This is a genomic window from Pseudomonas sputi (assembly GCF_021603585.1).
In the GTDB taxonomy this organism is placed as follows: Bacteria; Pseudomonadota; Gammaproteobacteria; order Pseudomonadales; family Pseudomonadaceae; genus Aquipseudomonas; species Aquipseudomonas sputi.
Genome location: NZ_BQHI01000001.1, coordinates 229,292 through 246,400 on the forward strand (window position 1 = coordinate 229,292; position 17,109 = coordinate 246,400).

Here is a 17,109-nt window from a genome sequence, read left to right on the forward strand (position 1 = left end):
TGTTTGTAGCCAACTATCGCTGAGCGATCAGCCCGCCAGGCCCGATTGCTGAACCAGGGTCAGCAACGGCTGCGGGTAAACACCCAGGAAGAACGCAACCACAGCGATCGCCAGCAGCATCACGCCGCCTGCTTTCTGTTCCCAGTGCAGTTGGGCGTCGTGGCGGCGCAGGTTGGGTTCGATCAGGTACAGGGTGACCATCACGCGCAGGTAGTAGAACACGCCGATGGCGCTGCCCAGAACCAGCGAACCGACCAGCCACCATTGGTGCGACTCGACACCGGTGGCGATGATGTAGAACTTGCCGATGAAGCCTGCAGTCAGCGGGATACCGGCCAGGGACAGCATCATCACGGTCAGGACGGCGGTCAGGTACGGACGGCGCCAGAACAGGCCGCGGTACTCGTACAGCGCGTCTGCGTCACGGCCGTTGTACGGCGAGGACATCAGGGTGATCACGCCGAAGGCGCCGAGGCTGGTGATCACGTAGGTGACCAGGTACACGCCGATGGCTTCCACCGCCAGACCCTTGCTCGCCACCAGTGCGATCAGCAGGTAGCCGAAGTGCGCGATGGACGAGTAACCGAGCAGACGCTTGAGGTTGCTCTGGGTCAGGGCCAGCAGGTTACCGAACAGGATCGAGGCGATGGCGATGATGGTCAGCACGTTGCTCAGTACGCCACTGCTGGCGGCAGGGGAGATCTGGAACAGACGAACCATCACGGCGAACACGGCCACTTTCGAAGCGGTGGCGAGGAACGCGGCCACCGGTGCCGGAGCACCTTCGTACACGTCCGGCGTCCACAGGTGGAACGGTACCAGCGACAGCTTGAACGCCAGACCGATCAGCATCATGCCCAGGCCCAGTTGCGCCAGCGAGCTTGGCAGGCCGGTCGCGGCCAGGGCCTGACCGATGCCGACGAAGCTCAGCGAGCCCGAGTCGGCGTACAGCAGCGCCATACCGAACAGCAGGAACGCGGAACCGGCGGCCGACAGCACCATGTACTTGATGCCGGCTTCCAGCGAACGCTTGTTGAAGAAGGCGTAGGCCACCAGACCGTAGACCGGCACCGACAGCAGTTCCAGACCGATGAACAAGCCGGCCAGGTGCTGCGCGCTGACCAGAACCAGGCCACCGGCGGCGGCCATCAGGATCAGCAGGTACAGTTCTTCACGGTTGCCCGGGTAACCCGAACCGCCGTCGCCGAGGTAGGCGTGGGCGAGGGTTACACAGGCGAGGGTGGCGACCAGGATCAGCGCCATGTACAGGCAGGCAAAGGTGTCGATCTGCAGCAACGGGGTCACGGCCAGAGGCGCGACTTTCAGGGCTGGCAGGATCGACAGCAAGGCCAGATTCAGACCCGCCACCGAAATCAGGAAGGTCTGCGAGTGGTTGCGGCGCCAGGCGATTGCCAGCATCACCACGATAATGGTGAGGCTGGTGATCAACAGTGGCGCTAGCGCAATAAAGTGTTGAATCGTGAATTCCATAGCGCTCTTACCGGGCCGAAGCGAGTTGAGTGAAGGCGGTGCCGAGCCACTGCTGCACGCCATGCATCGTGGCGGCGGAGGTGTCGAGGAACGGTTGCGGGTAGACGCCGAGGTAAATCAGCAGTACCGCAAGGCCCAGCACCATGATCAGTTCGCGACCGTCCATGCCGTGCAGGATCGAATCCGATTTCGACGGACCGAAGTAAGCGCGGTGGATCATGATCAGCGAGTAGACCGAACCGAACACCAGACCGGAGGTGGCAATCGCGGTGATCCATGGTGCACTGGCGAACGTACCGATCAGGATCAGGAACTCGCCGACGAAGTTACCGGTGCCCGGCAGACCCAGCGAGGCGGCTGCGAAGAACAGGCTGATCGCCGGCAGGTAAGCGATACGCGACCACAGACCGCCCATCTCACGCATGTCACGAGTATGCAGGCGCTCGTACAGCTGACCGCTGAGGATAAACAGTGCCGCGGCCGACAGACCGTGCGCCAGCATCTGGATCACTGCACCTTGCAGGGCCAGTTGGCTGCCGGAGTAGATGCCGATCAGTACGAAGCCCATGTGGGAAACGGACGAGAAGGCGATCAGACGCTTGATGTCGGTTTGTGCGAACGCCAGGAATGCTCCGTAGAAAATCCCGATCAGACCGAGGGTCATGGCGATCGGCGCGAACTCGGCCGAGGCGTTCGGGAACAGCGGCAGGGCGAAACGCAGCAGACCGTAGGCCGCGGTTTTCAGCAAGATACCGGCGAGGTCGACGGAACCGGCAGTCGGCGCCTGGGCGTGAGCGTCAGGCAGCCAGGAGTGGAACGGAACCACTGGCAGCTTGACCGCGAAGGCGATGAAGAAGCCGAGCATCAGGATGTACTCGGTGGTCATCGACATCTTGGTCTTCAACAGATCGGCGTAGTTGAAGGTGATTACGCCGGTGCTGTTGTAGTTGACCAGGACCAGACCGAGGATCGCCACCAGCATGATCAGGCCGGAAGCCTGAGTGAAGATGAAGAACTTGGTCGCGGCGTAGATCCGGGTTTTCTTGCCGTCCGAAGAACTGTGACCCCAGAGCGCGATGAGGAAGTACATCGGCACCAGCATCATTTCCCAGAAGAAGAAGAACATGAACAGGTCGAGGGCGAGGAACACGCCGACAACGCCGCCCAGGATCCACATCAGGTTCAGGTGGAAGAAGCCAACGTGACGTTGAATCTCTTTCCACGAGCAGAGTACCGACAGAATACCCAGCAGACCGGTCAGCAGGATCATCAGCAGCGACAGGCCGTCGAGGGCCAGGTGCACGTTGATGCCGAAGCGCTGGATCCAGACGTGCTTGAACTCAAGCGCCCAGGTCGGATCGGCGCCAGGCGCCGGTGCAAATGAATAGTCACCGTGGGCCCACAGCCAGAGGCCGAGGGCGAGTTCCAGGGTCATGGTCAACAGCGCAATCCAGCGGGGGAGGGTAGCGCCGAAGCGCTCACCCATCCAGCACAGCAGGCCGCCGATGAAGGGGATCAGGATTAGCCAAGGCAGAATCATGACGGGCTCGTTTCCTTTCGCAAATTCGCAAGGTTCATATCAGACCGCTACCAGCACGACAGCGCCGATGACCAACACGGCACCAGCAGCCATCGAGGCGGCGTACCAACGCAATTGACCGGTTTCGGTACGGCTCAGGGCAGTGTGACCCCCCTTGGCCATGCGCGGGATCAGACCGATGGTCTGGTCGAGCGGGTCTTTGCGCAGCATGTGGCTGATCGCAAGGTACGGCTTGACGAACAGTTTGTCGTAGATCCAGTCGAAGCCCCAGGCAGCGAACCACCAGGCCGAAAGGAGACGGCCGATGCCGCTGTTGGCGATCGCGGTCACGAAGCGACGCTTGCCGAGGAACAGCAGGGCCGCCAGCAGGATACCGGCCAGGGCGATGGCGCCCGAGGCGATTTCCAGACTGTGCTTGGCTTCGCCACCGGCATGGCCAACGCTCTCAGGCAGTACGCCGTGCAGCGGTGGAACGATCATGGCGCCGACGAAAGTCGACAGCACGATCAGCACCGACAGCGGCAGCCAGTGAGCGATGCCGTGACCGGCATGGGCTTCGGTCTTGGCTTCACCGTGGAACGCGATGAAGATCAGGCGGAAGGTGTACAGCGACGTCATGAATGCACCGACCAGACCTGCGTACAGCAGACCGTGGTTGCCGCTGGCGAACGCTTCCCAGAGGATTTCGTCCTTGGAGTAGAAACCGGCGGTCACCAGCGGCAGGGCGGCCAGAGCGGCACCACCGACGATGAAGCTGGCGTAGGCCAGCGGCAGTTTCTTCCACAGGCCGCCCATCTTGAAAATGTTCTGCTCGTGGTGGCAGGCAACGATCACCGCACCGGAAGCAAGGAACAGCAGGGCCTTGAAGAAGGCGTGGGTCATCAGGTGGAAGATCGCGCCTTCCCAGGCGCCAACGCCCAGCGCCAGGAACATGTAGCCGATCTGGCTCATGGTCGAGTAGGCGAGGATACGTTTGATGTCGGTTTGCACCAGCGCAGCGAAACCGGCCAGCACCAGGGTCACACCACCGACGATGCCGACCAGGTGCAGGATATCCGGCGCCAGGGCGAACAGACCGTGGGTACGGGCAATCAGGTAAACACCAGCAGTCACCATCGTTGCGGCGTGGATCAGTGCCGAAACCGGGGTAGGACCGGCCATTGCGTCCGCCAGCCAGGTCTGCAGCGGCAGTTGCGCCGATTTACCGACCGCACCACCCAGCAGCATCAGGGTCGCCAGCACGATCCAGAAATCGCCGACCTTGAAGTGCTCAGGCGCCTTCACCAGCAGTTCCTGGACGTTCAGCGTGCCCAGTTGCTGGAACAGGATGAACAGGCCGATCGCCATGAACACGTCGCCGATGCGGGTGACGATGAAGGCTTTGAGTGCGGCGTTACCGTTGTTGCGGTTGCTGTAGTAGAAACCGATCAACAGGTATGAGCACAGGCCCACGCCTTCCCAACCGAAGTAGATGAACAGCAGGTTATCGCCCAGGATCAGGAACAGCATGCTGGCGATAAACAGGTTGGTGTACGAGAAGAAGCGCGAGTAACCGGCTTCGCCACGCATGTACCAGGAGGCAAACAGGTGGATCAGGAAGCCTACGCCAACCACCACACCGAGCATGGTCACGGACAGACCATCCAGGTACAGCGCGAAGTTGGGCTGGAAACCTTCCACCGACATCCAGCGCCACAGCACCTGGGTGTAGACGCCACCTTCCGGTGGCGCGACGTTGAACTGCCAGATCACGTAGGTCGCGACGATGGCAGACAGGCCGATGGAGCCGACACCGATCAGCGCCGACAGGTTTTCCGAGAAGCGGCCGCGGGAGAACGACAGCAACAGGAACCCGATCAGAGGGAATACGAAAGTCAGAAAGAGTAGGTTCATCCGCGCATCTCACTGGCAGCGTCGATATCGAGCGTGTGGAAGCGGCGATACAGTTGCAGCAGGATCGCCAGGCCAATACTGGCTTCGGCGGCTGCAAGGCTGATCACCAGAATGAACATGATCTGTCCATCCGGTTGCGCCCAGCGGGCGCCCGCAACGATGAAGGCCAGGGCAGAGGCGTTCATCATCACTTCCAGACTCATCAACACGAACAAAATGTTGCGGCGGACCATCAGGCCGACCAGACCAAGGCAGAACAGGATGCCGGCGACGGCCAATCCATGTTCGAGAGGGATAGCAGGCATGTCTTACTCCTTCGCCTCGTTACGGCCCAAATGGAACGCCGTGACGGCTGCGGCGAGCAGCAGCATCGAGGCGAGTTCGACCACCAGCAGATACGGACCGAACAGGCTGATGCCCACGGCTTTTGCATCGACGGTGGTGTGGCCGATGGCCTGACCGCTCTGGTGAGCGAACAGCACATACAGCAGTTCGGCCAGCAGCAGGGCGGCGAGAATCACCGGCCCCGCCCAGATGCCGGGCTTGAGCCAGCTGCGTTCCTGCTGAACCGAGGCGGGACCCAGGTTCAGCATCATCACCACAAACACGAACAGCACCATGATGGCGCCAGCGTAGGCGATCACTTCCAGCACGCCGGCGAACGGCGCGCCGAGTGCGAAGAAGGTCATGGCCACGGCGATCAACGAAATGATCAGGTAGAGCAGGGCGTGCACAGGATTGGTGTTGGTGACCACACGCAGTGTGGACACAACAGCGATACCCGATGCGAAATAGAAAGCGAATTCCATCGTTCTTCCTTAAGGCAGCAAGCTCTTCACGTTGATCGGCTCGGCTTCGTTTTGTGCGGCGCCTTTCGGCTTGCCCGCAACGGCCATACCTGCAACACGATAGAAGTTGTAATCAGGGTTTTTGCCGGGGCCGGAGATCAAAAGATCTTCTTTCTCGTACACCAGGTCCTGACGTTTGAACTCGGCCATCTCGAAATCCGGCGTCAGCTGGATCGCGGTGGTCGGGCAGGCTTCCTCGCAGAGACCGCAGAAAATGCAGCGCGAGAAGTTGATACGGAAGAAGTCCGGGTACCAGCGACCGTCTTCGGTTTCAGCTTTCTGCAGCGAGATGCAACCCACCGGGCACGCCACGGCGCACAGGTTGCAGGCTACGCAGCGTTCTTCGCCATCGGGGTCGCGGGTCAGGACGATACGGCCACGGTAGCGTGGCGGCAGGTAGACCGGCTCTTCCGGGTATTGCAGGGTGTCGCGCTTGCGAAAGCCATGACCGAAGATCATGACCAGGCTGCGCAACTGGGTACCGGTACCCTTAATGATGTCGCCAATATATTTGAACATGGGTCAAATCCTCACTGAACCGCAACTGCAGGCGTGTTCCACAACACGATTGCAGCGGTCACCAGCAAATTGATCAGGGTCAGTGGCAGGCAGAATTTCCAGCTGAAATCCATCACCTGGTCATAGCGCGGACGCGGGATGGAAGCGCGCAGCAGGATGAACAGCATGATGAAGAACGCGGTTTTCAGTGCGAACCAGACGAAGGACAGTTGCGGCAGGATGCCGAACGGACCGTGCCAGCCACCGAAGAACAGGGTGACCAGCAGCGCCGAGATCAGGATGATGCCGATGTATTCACCGACGAAGAACATGCCCCATTTCATACCGGCGTATTCAATGTGGTAGCCGTCGGCCAGTTCCTGTTCCGCTTCCGGCTGGTCGAACGGGTGACGGTGAGTCACGGCCACGCCAGCGATGAAGAAGGTACAGAAGCCGAAAAACTGCGGAATGATGAACCACAGATTCTGCGCCTGGTACTCGACGATGTCGCGCATGTTGAACGAGCCGACCTGCACCACGATGCCCATCAGGGCCAGGCCCATGAACACTTCGTAGGACACGGTCTGCGCCGAGGCACGCAAGCTGCCGAGCAGGGCGAACTTGTTGTTACTGGACCAGCCGGCGAACAGCACCGCGTAGACCGACAGACCGGCCATGGCGAAGAAGAACAGCAGGCCGATGTTCAGATCCGCCACGCCCCAGGTCGGGGTGATCGGGATGATCGCGAACGCGATCAGCAGGGCGGACATGGCCACCACCGGTGCCAGGGTGAAGATCACCTTGTCGGCAAACGGCGGAGTCCAGTCTTCCTTGAAGAACATCTTCAGCATGTCGGCGGCGATCTGGAACATGCCGAACGGGCCAACGCGGTTCGGACCGTAACGGTCCTGCCACCAGCCCAGCAGGCGACGCTCGACAAAGCTGAGCAACGCGCCTGCGACCACCACGGCCAGCAGGATCACGATGGCCTTGATGACCGTCAGGATCACATCGATCACTTCAGGGGTGAACCAGGTCATTGCGCTGCCTCCTGCAGACCATCAACGGTTTGGCCGAAAATCGCCGGCGGAATGCCTGCCAGACCGGCCGGCAGTGCAACCAGGCCAGCGCCCAGCTCTTCATTGATGCGCAGCGGCAGACGCAGGGTCTGGCCGGCAACGTTGAGGCTCAGCAGCGCGCCGTCGTTGACGCCCAGGCGATCCGCTTCGGACTTGGCCAGTGCAACGTAGGCGGCCGGGATACGTTCCTGGACCGGTGCGGCTTTCGACGAGTTCTCGTCGCTGCCGAACAGGTGGTAGAACGGCACGGCTTGCCAGGTGCCCTGGGCCGGGTTGAACGCGCGCGGAACACTGGCGAACCAGTTCAGCGAATCACCGCTGCTTTCGATCAGGCGGGTGCCCGGATCGCCAGCGCGCAGGTGACCACCGACTTCGTCCTGGAACTTGTTCCAGGCTTGCGGCGAGTTCCAGCCCGGCGACCAGGCGAACGGCACCTGCTGACGCGGTTCGGCAGAGCCCGAGTAACCTTCCATCGAGAAGGCGAACGCGGTGTCCTTGTCTTGCGGGGTGCGTGGTTCGTGAACGCTGATGTCGGCGCGCATTGCGGTGCGACCGGAATAACGCAGCGGCTCACGGGCCAGTTTCAGACCCTTGATGCGGAACGAGGCGGACGGCGCGGCGTCGACGATACGGGCCAGTTGCGGGGTGCTCGAAGCAACCGCAGCGGTCACGTGGTCGAGTTGCGTCCAGTCGATCGGCTGGTTCAGCAGGGTGGCGCGCAGGGCATGCAGCCAGCGCCAGCCTTCGTGGACCAGAATGCTCGCGTCCATGTATTGCGGGTCGAAAACCTGGAAGAAGCGCTGGGCGCGACCTTCCTGGCTGACCAGGGTACCGTCGCCTTCAGCGAAGCTGGCGGCTGGCAGCACCAGATGCGCGCGGTCGCTGGTGGCGGTCTTCTGATGATCGGCAACGATCACCACTTGCGCAGCGTTCAGTGCCGCATCGACCTTGGCCTTGGCGGTGCGGGTGTACAGATCGTTTTCCAGCACGACGATGGCGTCGGCCTTGCCGTCAATCACTGCTTGCAGCGCAGCGTCGACCGATTCGCCACCGAGCATGGCCAGACCGAGGCTGTTGGCTTCCGGCACGATCAGGCTGATCGAACCGTTCTTCTCGCGCAGCTTCAGGGCCTTGGCGATATTCGCAGCCGCTTCGATCAAGGCTTTGGAACCCAGCGAAGTACCGGCGATGATCAGTGGACGCTTGGCCGCGAGCAGTGCGTCGGCGATGCGCTTGGCCAGTTCCAGGGCTTCGGCATCCAGACCTTCAACGGCAGGGGCGCTGGCGTCCAGGGCGTGAGCCACGGCGAAACCGATGCGCGCCAGGTCGTCGGGAGCGGCGTGTACGCATTCTTCGGCGATGTCGTCGAGCTTGGTTTCAGCCAGGCTGGCGATGAACAGCGGGTTCAGCTCGTGCTGGCCGATGTTCTTCACGGCGGCGTCGAGCCAAGGCTGGACGCGCATGGCTTCGGCCATGTCTTCGGCCTTGCCTTTTACCGACTGACGCAGGGCCAGGGCCATGCGGGCGGCGGTCTGGGTCAGGTCTTCACCGAGGACGAACACGGCGTCGTGGTCTTCGATGTCGCGCATGTTCGGCACGGGCAACGGGCTGTCTTTCAGCACTTGCAGGACCAGACGGATGCGCTCCAGCTCGGAGGCTTCGATACCGGAGTAGAAGTGCTCGGCGCCCACCAGTTCACGCAACGCGTAGTTGCTTTCGAGGCTGGCACGCGGCGAACCGATACCGACGATGTTGCGACCGCGCAGCAGGTCGGCGGCTTTGTCCAGCGCAGCATCCAGGCCAAGCCTGGTGCCGTCGGCCAGCAGTGGCTGACGTGGACGATCGGTGCGATTGACGTAGCCATAACCGAAACGGCCACGGTCGCACAGAAAGTACTGGTTCACCGAACCGTTGTAACGGTTTTCGATGCGCCGCAGTTCGCCGTAACGCTCGCCCGGGGAGATGTTGCAACCGCTCGAGCAGCCATGGCAGATGCTCGGCGAGAACTGCATGTCCCACTTGCGGTTGTAGCGCTCGGAGTGAGTCTTGTCGGTGAACACACCGGTCGGGCAGACCTCGGTGAGGTTGCCGGAGAACTCGCTTTCGAGGGTGCCGTCTTCAACGCGACCGAAGTACACGTTGTCGTGGGCGCCGAATACACCGAGGTCGGTGCCGCCAGCGTAATCCTTGTAGAAACGCACGCAGCGGTAGCAGGCGATGCAGCGGTTCATCTCGTGGGAAATGAACGGGCCCAGTTGCTGGTTCTGGTGGGTGCGTTTGGTGAAGCGATAACGGCGCTCGTTGTGGCCGGTCATCACGGTCATGTCTTGCAGGTGGCAGTGACCGCCTTCCTCGCACACAGGGCAGTCGTGCGGGTGGTTGGTCATCAGCCATTCGACGACACTGGCGCGAAACGCCTTGGATTCTTCATCGTCGATGGAGATCCAGGTGTTGTCGGTAGCAGGGGTCATGCAGGACATGACGATGCGACCACGGGTGTCGTTCTCGTCGGTGTACTGCTTGACCGCGCACTGGCGGCAGGCCCCGACGCTACCAAGCGCGGGGTGCCAGCAGAAATAAGGGATGTCGAGGCCCAGCGACAGACATGCCTGTAACAGGTTGTCTGCCCCGTCGACTTCGAGCGCTTTGCCGTCTACGTGGATAGTGGCCATGGTTCAAAGGTCTTCGTTGGCCCGGTGTTAGCGGGCGTGGCTAATGGAATCTTGTTATCCGTCCGAATCCAGTCAGCCCCGAAAGGCGTCATCGGACGAAAGGCGAAGGGCACGGACCCTTCGCCTTTTTTAAGCGTTTACGCGCCGACTGTGATCGGCTTCGCCAGAGGCGGGACGGCGGCGCTTGCGGGCGCGATACCGGCTTCGAACTCTGGACGGAAGTATTTGATGGCACTGCCCAACGGTTCCACGGCACCCGGTGCGTGAGCACAGAAGGTCTTGCCCGGGCCGAGGAAGTTGACCAGGCCCAGCAGGGTCTCGATGTCACCCGGCTGGCCGCGGCCTTGTTCGATGGCCATCAGCAGCTTGACGCTCCATGGCAGGCCATCACGGCAAGGGGTGCAGAAACCGCAGGATTCGCGGGCGAAGAACTGCTCCATGTTGCGCAGCAGGGACACCATGTTGACGCTGTCGTCCACCGCCATGGCCAGGCCGGTACCCATACGGGTGCCCACCTTGGCGATGCCGCCGGCGTACATTTGTGCATCGAGGTGTTCCGGCAACAGGAAACCGGTACCGGCGCCACCTGGCTGCCAGGCCTTGAGCTTGTAACCGTCGCGCATGCCGCCGGCGTAGTCTTCGAACAGCTCGCGACCGGTCACGCCGAATGGCAGTTCCCACAGGCCAGGGTTCTTGACCTTGCCGGAGAAGCCCATGAGCTTGGTGCCCATGTCTTCGCTGCCGTCGCGGGCCAACGATTTGTACCAGTCCACGCCGTCGGCAATGATCGCCGGCACGTTGCACAGGGTTTCAACGTTGTTCACGCAGGTCGGTTTGCCCCACACGCCAACGGCGGCAGGGAAGGGCGGCTTGGAGCGCGGGTTGGCGCGGCGACCTTCGAGGGAGTTGATCAGTGCGGTTTCTTCACCGCAGATGTAACGCCCGGCGCCGGTGTGGACGAACAGCTCGAAATCGAAGCCGCTGCCCAGGATGTTCTTGCCCAGCAGGCCCGCTGCCTTGGCTTCTTCCACGGCACGGTTCAGGTGCTTGGCGGCGGTGGTGTACTCGCCACGCAGGAAGATGTAGCCCCGGTAGGTTTTCAGCGCGCGGGCGCTGATCAGCATGCCTTCGATCAGCAGATGGGGCAGTTGCTCCATCAGCATGCGGTCTTTCCAGGTATTCGGCTCCATTTCATCCGCGTTGCACAGCAGGTAGCGGATGTTGATGGATTCGTCCTTTGGCATCAGGCCCCACTTCACGCCAGTGGGGAAGCCTGCACCGCCGCGACCCTTGAGGCCGGCGTCTTTCACGGTCTGGACGATGGCGTCCTGATCCATGTCGGCAAAGGCCTTGCGCGCAGCGGCGTAACCGTTTTTGGCCTGGTACTCGTCGAGCCACACGGCTTCGCCGTCGTCACGCAGGCGCCAGGTCAGCGGGTGAGTCTCGGCCGAACGCTGGATGCGGTTGGCGGGACCGAAAGAAGTCAGGGTCATACGTAGCCCTCGAGCAGTTTGGCAACGCCGGCAGGCTGGACATCGCCAAAGGTGTCGTCATCGATCATCAGCGCCGGTGCCTTGTCGCAATTGCCGAGGCAGCAGACCGGCAGCAGGGTGAAGCGACCGTCGGCAGTGGTCTGACCCAGGCCGATACCCAGGTTGTTCTGGATTTCGCTGACGACCGACTCGTGGCCGCCGATGTAGCAGACCATGCTGTCGCAGACGCGAATGATGTGACGGCCGACCGGCTGACGGAAGATCTGGCTGTAGAACGTGGCCACGCCTTCAACATCGCTGGCCGGGATGCCGAGGATTTCGCCGATGGCGTACAGCGCGCCGTCCGGCACCCAGCCACGTTCCTTCTGGACGATCTTCAGGGCTTCGATCGACGCCGCGCGCGGGTCTTCGTAGTGATGCAGCTCATGCTCGATGGCCGAGCGCTCGGTTTCACTCAGGGTGAAACGGTCTGTCTGGATAAGCGTGCTGTTCATGCTTAGCGGTCCACGTCGGCCATAACGAAATCGATACTACCCAGGTACGCAATCAGGTCCGCGACCATGCTGCCTTTGATCACCGAAGGGATCTGCTGCAGGTGGGCGAAGCTCGGAGTACGGATCCGGGTACGGTAGCTCATGGTGCCGCCGTCGCTCGTCAGGTAATAACTGTTGATGCCCTTGGTCGCTTCGATCATCTGGAAGGATTCGTTGGCCGGCATGACCGGGCCCCACGAAACCTGCAGGAAGTGCGTGATCAGGGTTTCGATGTGCTGCAGCGTGCGCTCTTTCGGCGGCGGCGTGGTCAGCGGGTGATCCGCCTTGTACGGGCCTTCCGGCATGTTGCGCAGGCACTGGTCGATGATTTTGACGCTCTGGCGCATCTCTTCGACGCGAACCATGCAGCGGTCGTAGGCATCGCCGTTGGCGGCCAGCGGCACTTCGAACTCGAAGTTCTCGTAGCCGGAGTATGGGCGCGCTTTACGCAGGTCGAAGTCGCAACCGGTGGAACGCAGGCCGGCACCGGTGACGCCCCATTCCAGGGCCTCTTTGGTGTTGTACTGGGCAACGCCGATGGTACGACCCTTGAGGATGCTGTTCTGCAGGGCGGCCTTGGTGTATTCGTCGAGGCGCTTTGGCAGCCATTCAACGAAGTCTTTCACCAGTTTTTCCCAGCCGCGCGGCAGGTCGTGAGCGACGCCGCCGATACGGTACCAGGCCGGGTGCAGACGGAAACCGGTGATGGCTTCGATCACCGTGTACGCCTTCTGGCGGTCGGTGAAGGTGAAGAACACCGGGGTCATCGCGCCGACGTCCTGGATGTAGGTACCCAGGAACAGCAGGTGACTGGTGATCCGGAAGAACTCGGCCATCATGATGCGGATGACGTCGACCTTCTCGGGCACCTTGATGCCGGCCAGCTTCTCGACCGAGAGCACGTACGGCAGGTTGTTCATCACGCCGCCGAGGTAGTCGATACGGTCGGTGTACGGAATGAAGCTGTGCCAGGACTGACGCTCGGCCATCTTCTCGGCGCCACGGTGGTGGTAACCGATGTCCGGAACGCAATCGACGATCTCTTCGCCGTCCAGTTGCAGGATGATGCGGAACGCACCGTGCGCCGAAGGGTGGTTCGGCCCCAGGTTGAGGAACATGTAGTCCTCGTTCGGGCCGGAACGCTTCATGCCCCAGTCTTCAGGGCGGAAGCGTGCGGCTTCTTCTTCGAGCTGTTGTTTGGCCAGGTTCAGGCTGAACGGATCGAATTCGGTGGCGCGCGCCGGGAAGTCCTTGCGCAGCGGGTGACCTTCCCAGGTCGGCGGCATCATGATGCGCGACAGGTGCGGGTGACCTTTGAAGTCGATGCCGTACATGTCCCAGACTTCACGCTCGTACCAGTTGGCGTTTGGCCAGATGCTGGTGACGGTCGGCAAGCTGAGGTCGCTCTCGGACAAGGCGACCTTGATCATCACGTCACTATTACGTTCCAGCGACATGAGGTGATAGAACACGGTGAAATCGGCACCGCCCGGCAGTCCTTGACGCTTGGTGCGCAGACGCTCGTCCACGCCGTGCAGGTCATAGAGCATGACGTACGGCTTGGGCAGGTTGCGCAGGAAGGTCAGGACTTCGACGAGTTTGGCGCGGGCCACCCACAGCACCGGCATGCCGGTGCGGGTCGGCTGAGCGGTGAACGCTTCGGCGCCAAAACGGTTGTTCAGTTCGACGACCACATCCTGGTCGTCTGCCTTATAAGGCGGGATGTACAGAGCACTGCCTGTAGTCATGGTTATTTTTTCGCTTTCGGTCAACGTAAAGAATGAAGCCAGCTTCTCGTTTCTTTGAAACAGATCTGGATCAGACTTCGTCAGGGCTGCGCAGGTTGGTGACTGCGATTCGCTGTTCGCGGCGCTGTTCCTTCTGCGAAGGCATGTCGGCGCGATAAACGCCTTGATCGCCAACGACCCAGGACAGTGGGCGACGCTCCTGGCCAATGGATTCCTGCAACAGCATCAAGCCTTGCAGAAATGCTTCCGGACGGGGCGGGCAGCCAGGTACGTAGACGTCAACGGGCAGGAACTTGTCCACCCCCTGAACCACGGAGTAGATGTCGTACATGCCGCCGGAGTTGGCGCACGAACCCATCGAGATTACCCACTTGGGCTCGAGCATCTGCTCGTACAGGCGCTGAATGATCGGCGCCATCTTGATGAAGCAGGTCCCGGCGATAACCATGAAGTCGGCCTGACGCGGTGATGCCCGGATAACTTCGGCGCCGAAGCGCGCGATGTCGTGGGGCGCCGTGAAGGCAGTGGTCATTTCCACGTAGCAGCACGACAGGCCGAAGTTGTACGGCCACAGGGAGTTCTTACGTCCCCAGTTGACCGCGCCACTCAGCACGTCTTCCAGCTTGCCCATGAAAATGTTTTTGTGGACTTGATCCTCTAACGGATCGGAAACGGTTTCCCGCTGGCCGATCGGATACTGCTCGTTAGGAGCATCGGGGTCGATTCTGGTGAGATTGTATTGCATTGCCAAAGCCTCATTGTTTCAGCTTCGCCTGCCGCTTGCGACGAGCTTCCGGAGCCCAGTCAAGGGCGCCCACTCGGAACAGGTAGACAAGACCTGCCAACAGAATTGCTATGAAAACGAGAGCTTCGACGAATCCGGTCCAGCCGCTTTCGCGGACGGACACAGACCATGCAAAGAGAAAGAGGGCTTCGATATCGAAGATCACGAACAGCATCGCGACCAGATAGAATTTGGCTGAGAGCCGCAAGCGGGCGCCACCGGTAGGTAGCATGCCGGACTCGAACGGTTCGTTTTTGCTGCGGCCCCAGGCTTTTGACCCGAGGAGGCTGGAGACGCCGAGCATGAAGGCGCACAGGCCGACTACACCCAGAAGGAAAATGGCAAAGCCCCAGTTGTGGGCCATGAGTCCTGTCGCTTCGGGCATGCTGGAAATCCTTAACAGAGAGCAAAGGTCTCTGAGCTTGATAAAGAAATAAGGCAGTGACGATATGTCGCAGCAATCAATCGCGCTGATTTTATGGCTAAACACCCTGCAAGTAAAATTCCTATAGCGAAATTATTTATTGGAATAAGGACATAGCGCACCTCGAAGCTCCCGCAGCCCATGCGTTGCGGGCATTAGCCGGGATTTCACGAATTATGTTTTGTGGGAAATGTAACGAACATAGTTATTGCTAAATGATAATTGATATCGTTTGCAGCGGTTTCGTAACTGTTTAACGGGTCAGTAGTTGGGAAGTTGTCTTATATACGCGTTACTGCAAGTAGCGGCGGCGCCCGTTTTAGCCGATTTTTGCGATGCGGATACCGCTCTGGATCAATGTTTTGCCTGACAGGCTTTGCCAATTGCTGAGGAGTCCGGAAAGGCTCAGGCAAAAAAACGCCCCGAACCAGTCGGGGCGTCAGTTTTTCGGCAATGCGGTTAGCTTTCTATACGATCCGCAAAGGCCGTTCGCTCAGTCGAAGTCGATCAGTGGAACTGTTCTTCTTCGGTCGAACCGGTCAGCGCGGTCACCGAGGACGTGCCGCCCTGGATCACGGTGGTCATGTCGTCGAAGTAGCCGGTGCCCACTTCCTGCTGGTGAGCCACGAAGGTGTAACCCTTGGCGGCGTCAGCGAATTCCTGCTCTTGCAGCTTCACGTAGGCAGTCATGTCGTTGCGGGCGTAGTCGTGCGCCAGGTTGAACATGCTGTGCCACATGTTGTGAATGCCGGCCAGGGTGATGAACTGGTGCTTGTAACCCATGGCGGACAGTTCGCGCTGGAACTTGGCGATGGTCGCGTCGTCCAGGTTTTTCTTCCAGTTGAAGGAAGGCGAGCAGTTGTACGACAGGATCTGGTCCGGGTATTCCTTTTTGATCGCTTCAGCGAAACGACGGGCTTCTTCCAGGTCCGGCTTGGCGGTTTCGCACCAGATCAGGTCGGCGTACGGCGCGTAGGCCAGGCCACGGGCGATTGCCTGGTCCAGGCCGGCACGAACCTTGTAGAAGCCTTCCTGGGTACGGGTGCCCGTCACGAACGGCTGGTCGTAAGGGTCGCAGTCGGAAGTCAGCAGGTCGGCGGCGTTGGCGTCGGTACGGGCCAGAATGATGGTCGGTACACCGGCAACGTCGGCAGCCAGACGAGCAGCGGTCAGCTTCTGCACGGCTTCCTGGGTTGGAACCAGAACCTTGCCGCCCATGTGGCCGCATTTCTTCACGGAAGCCAGTTGGTCTTCGAAGTGAACGCCGGCGGCGCCTGCTTCGATCATGCTCTTCATCAACTCGTAGGCGTTCAGTACGCCGCCGAAACCGGCTTCAGCGTCAGCCACGATTGGCGCGAAGTAGTCGATGTAGCCTTCGTCGCCAGGGTTCTTGCCGGCTTTCCACTGGATCTGGTCGGCACGACGGAACGAGTTGTTGATGCGCTTGACCACGGTTGGAACCGAGTCCACCGGGTACAGCGACTGGTCCGGGTACATCGATTCGGCGGAGTTGTTGTCTGCCGCAACTTGCCAGCCCGACAGGTAGATCGCCTGGATCCCCGCTTTAACCTGCTGCACAGCCTGGCCGCCGGTCAGGGCGCCCATGCAGTTGACGAAATCTTTCTCTGGGCGGAAGGACGGCTTGGCACCCTGGGTGACCAGGTTCCACAGTTTTTCGGCGCCCATTTTTGCAAAGGTGTGCTCTGGTTGAACCGAGCCACGCAGACGGACGACGTCAGCAGCGGAGTAATTGCGAGTCACGCCTTTCCAGCGCGGGTTTTCAGCCCAGTCTTTTTCAAGGGCTGCAATTTGCTGTTCGCGTGTCAGTGCCATGGAGATAAACCTCGTCGCGTCTTTATGAAAAGTTGTTCTGCGGTGGAAAATTCCTTGCGCTCGCTGACCAGAAGCTTAGGCGGTCAGGTCGGGTTCGGCGGGGCAGGCGACGGGATGAACGATGGGCTCGAGGGGAAGTGAGCAGGTAAAGGCGAACTGGTGGGCGCATTCGGGCGTCGTGGGCCTTTATACGAACGACAGTGTAAAGCCGGGTTACCTAATTACGCTTCCGTCCCTCGGGACAACTTCGTTCCAGTCGGCAACCTCGTCAAA

At 60.7% G+C, this 17,109-nt stretch carries 14 protein-coding genes; all 14 read right to left on the minus strand.

The genetic code is table 11. The features are described from left to right. Positions 1-27: 27 nt before the first annotated feature. Positions 28-1,491 (minus strand): NADH-quinone oxidoreductase subunit NuoN, encoded by a 1,464-nt coding sequence (gene nuoN / locus L6D81_RS01055; RefSeq protein WP_011334964.1) that lies wholly within the window; start codon positions 1,489-1,491, stop codon positions 28-30. Positions 1,492-1,498: 7 nt separating this feature from the next. Further along, positions 1,499-3,031, minus strand: a complete 1,533-nt coding sequence (gene nuoM / locus L6D81_RS01060) for an NADH-quinone oxidoreductase subunit M (RefSeq protein WP_007951464.1) — start codon at positions 3,029-3,031, stop codon at positions 1,499-1,501. Positions 3,032-3,070: 39 nt separating this feature from the next. Continuing rightward, positions 3,071-4,924, minus strand: coding sequence for an NADH-quinone oxidoreductase subunit L (gene nuoL / locus L6D81_RS01065; RefSeq protein ID WP_236177549.1), 1,854 nt, complete (start codon positions 4,922-4,924; stop codon positions 3,071-3,073). Beyond that, complete coding sequence (nuoK, locus tag L6D81_RS01070; protein ID WP_003180046.1) at positions 4,921-5,229, minus strand: NADH-quinone oxidoreductase subunit NuoK; 309 nt, start codon at positions 5,227-5,229, stop codon at positions 4,921-4,923. Before nuoK ends, nuoL begins: the two co-directional genes overlap by 4 nt. A gap of 3 nt (positions 5,230-5,232) precedes the next feature. After that, positions 5,233-5,733, minus strand: coding sequence for an NADH-quinone oxidoreductase subunit J (gene nuoJ / locus L6D81_RS01075; RefSeq protein ID WP_025108991.1), 501 nt, complete (start codon positions 5,731-5,733; stop codon positions 5,233-5,235). A 9-nt stretch (positions 5,734-5,742) separates the two neighbouring features. After that, complete coding sequence (gene nuoI, locus L6D81_RS01080; RefSeq protein WP_085712394.1) at positions 5,743-6,291, minus strand: NADH-quinone oxidoreductase subunit NuoI; 549 nt, start codon at positions 6,289-6,291, stop codon at positions 5,743-5,745. Positions 6,292-6,302: 11 nt separating this feature from the next. Next, positions 6,303-7,310 carry an NADH-quinone oxidoreductase subunit NuoH gene (nuoH, locus tag L6D81_RS01085; protein WP_007951460.1) on the minus strand — a complete coding sequence of 336 codons (1,008 nt, stop codon included), beginning with the start codon at positions 7,308-7,310 and terminating at the stop codon, positions 6,303-6,305. Then, positions 7,307-10,021 (minus strand): NADH-quinone oxidoreductase subunit NuoG, encoded by a 2,715-nt coding sequence (nuoG, locus tag L6D81_RS01090; protein WP_236177550.1) that lies wholly within the window; start codon positions 10,019-10,021, stop codon positions 7,307-7,309. The genes nuoH and nuoG overlap by 4 nt, the downstream gene beginning before the upstream one ends. A gap of 137 nt (positions 10,022-10,158) precedes the next feature. After that, positions 10,159-11,514, minus strand: coding sequence for an NADH-quinone oxidoreductase subunit NuoF (gene nuoF, locus L6D81_RS01095; RefSeq protein ID WP_064597744.1), 1,356 nt, complete (start codon positions 11,512-11,514; stop codon positions 10,159-10,161). Next, a complete protein-coding gene (gene nuoE, locus L6D81_RS01100; protein WP_003223804.1) occupies positions 11,511-12,008 on the minus strand; it encodes an NADH-quinone oxidoreductase subunit NuoE in 498 nt (165 codons plus the stop codon). Before nuoE ends, nuoF begins: the two co-directional genes overlap by 4 nt. A gap of 2 nt (positions 12,009-12,010) precedes the next feature. After that, positions 12,011-13,795 carry an NADH-quinone oxidoreductase subunit C/D gene (gene nuoC / locus L6D81_RS01105; protein ID WP_236177551.1) on the minus strand — a complete coding sequence of 595 codons (1,785 nt, stop codon included), beginning with the start codon at positions 13,793-13,795 and terminating at the stop codon, positions 12,011-12,013. A 70-nt stretch (positions 13,796-13,865) separates the two neighbouring features. Further along, positions 13,866-14,540: a NuoB/complex I 20 kDa subunit family protein gene (locus tag L6D81_RS01110; protein ID WP_007951456.1), complete on the minus strand. Its 675-nt coding sequence runs from the start codon at positions 14,538-14,540 to the stop codon at positions 13,866-13,868. A 10-nt stretch (positions 14,541-14,550) separates the two neighbouring features. Then, on the minus strand, positions 14,551-14,964 hold the full coding sequence (locus L6D81_RS01115; protein WP_003223812.1) for an NADH-quinone oxidoreductase subunit A: 414 nt from the start codon (positions 14,962-14,964) through the stop codon (positions 14,551-14,553). A gap of 546 nt (positions 14,965-15,510) precedes the next feature. Next, on the minus strand, positions 15,511-16,836 hold the full coding sequence (aceA, locus tag L6D81_RS01120; RefSeq protein WP_039767419.1) for an isocitrate lyase: 1,326 nt from the start codon (positions 16,834-16,836) through the stop codon (positions 15,511-15,513). Positions 16,837-17,109: the final 273 nt, after the last annotated feature.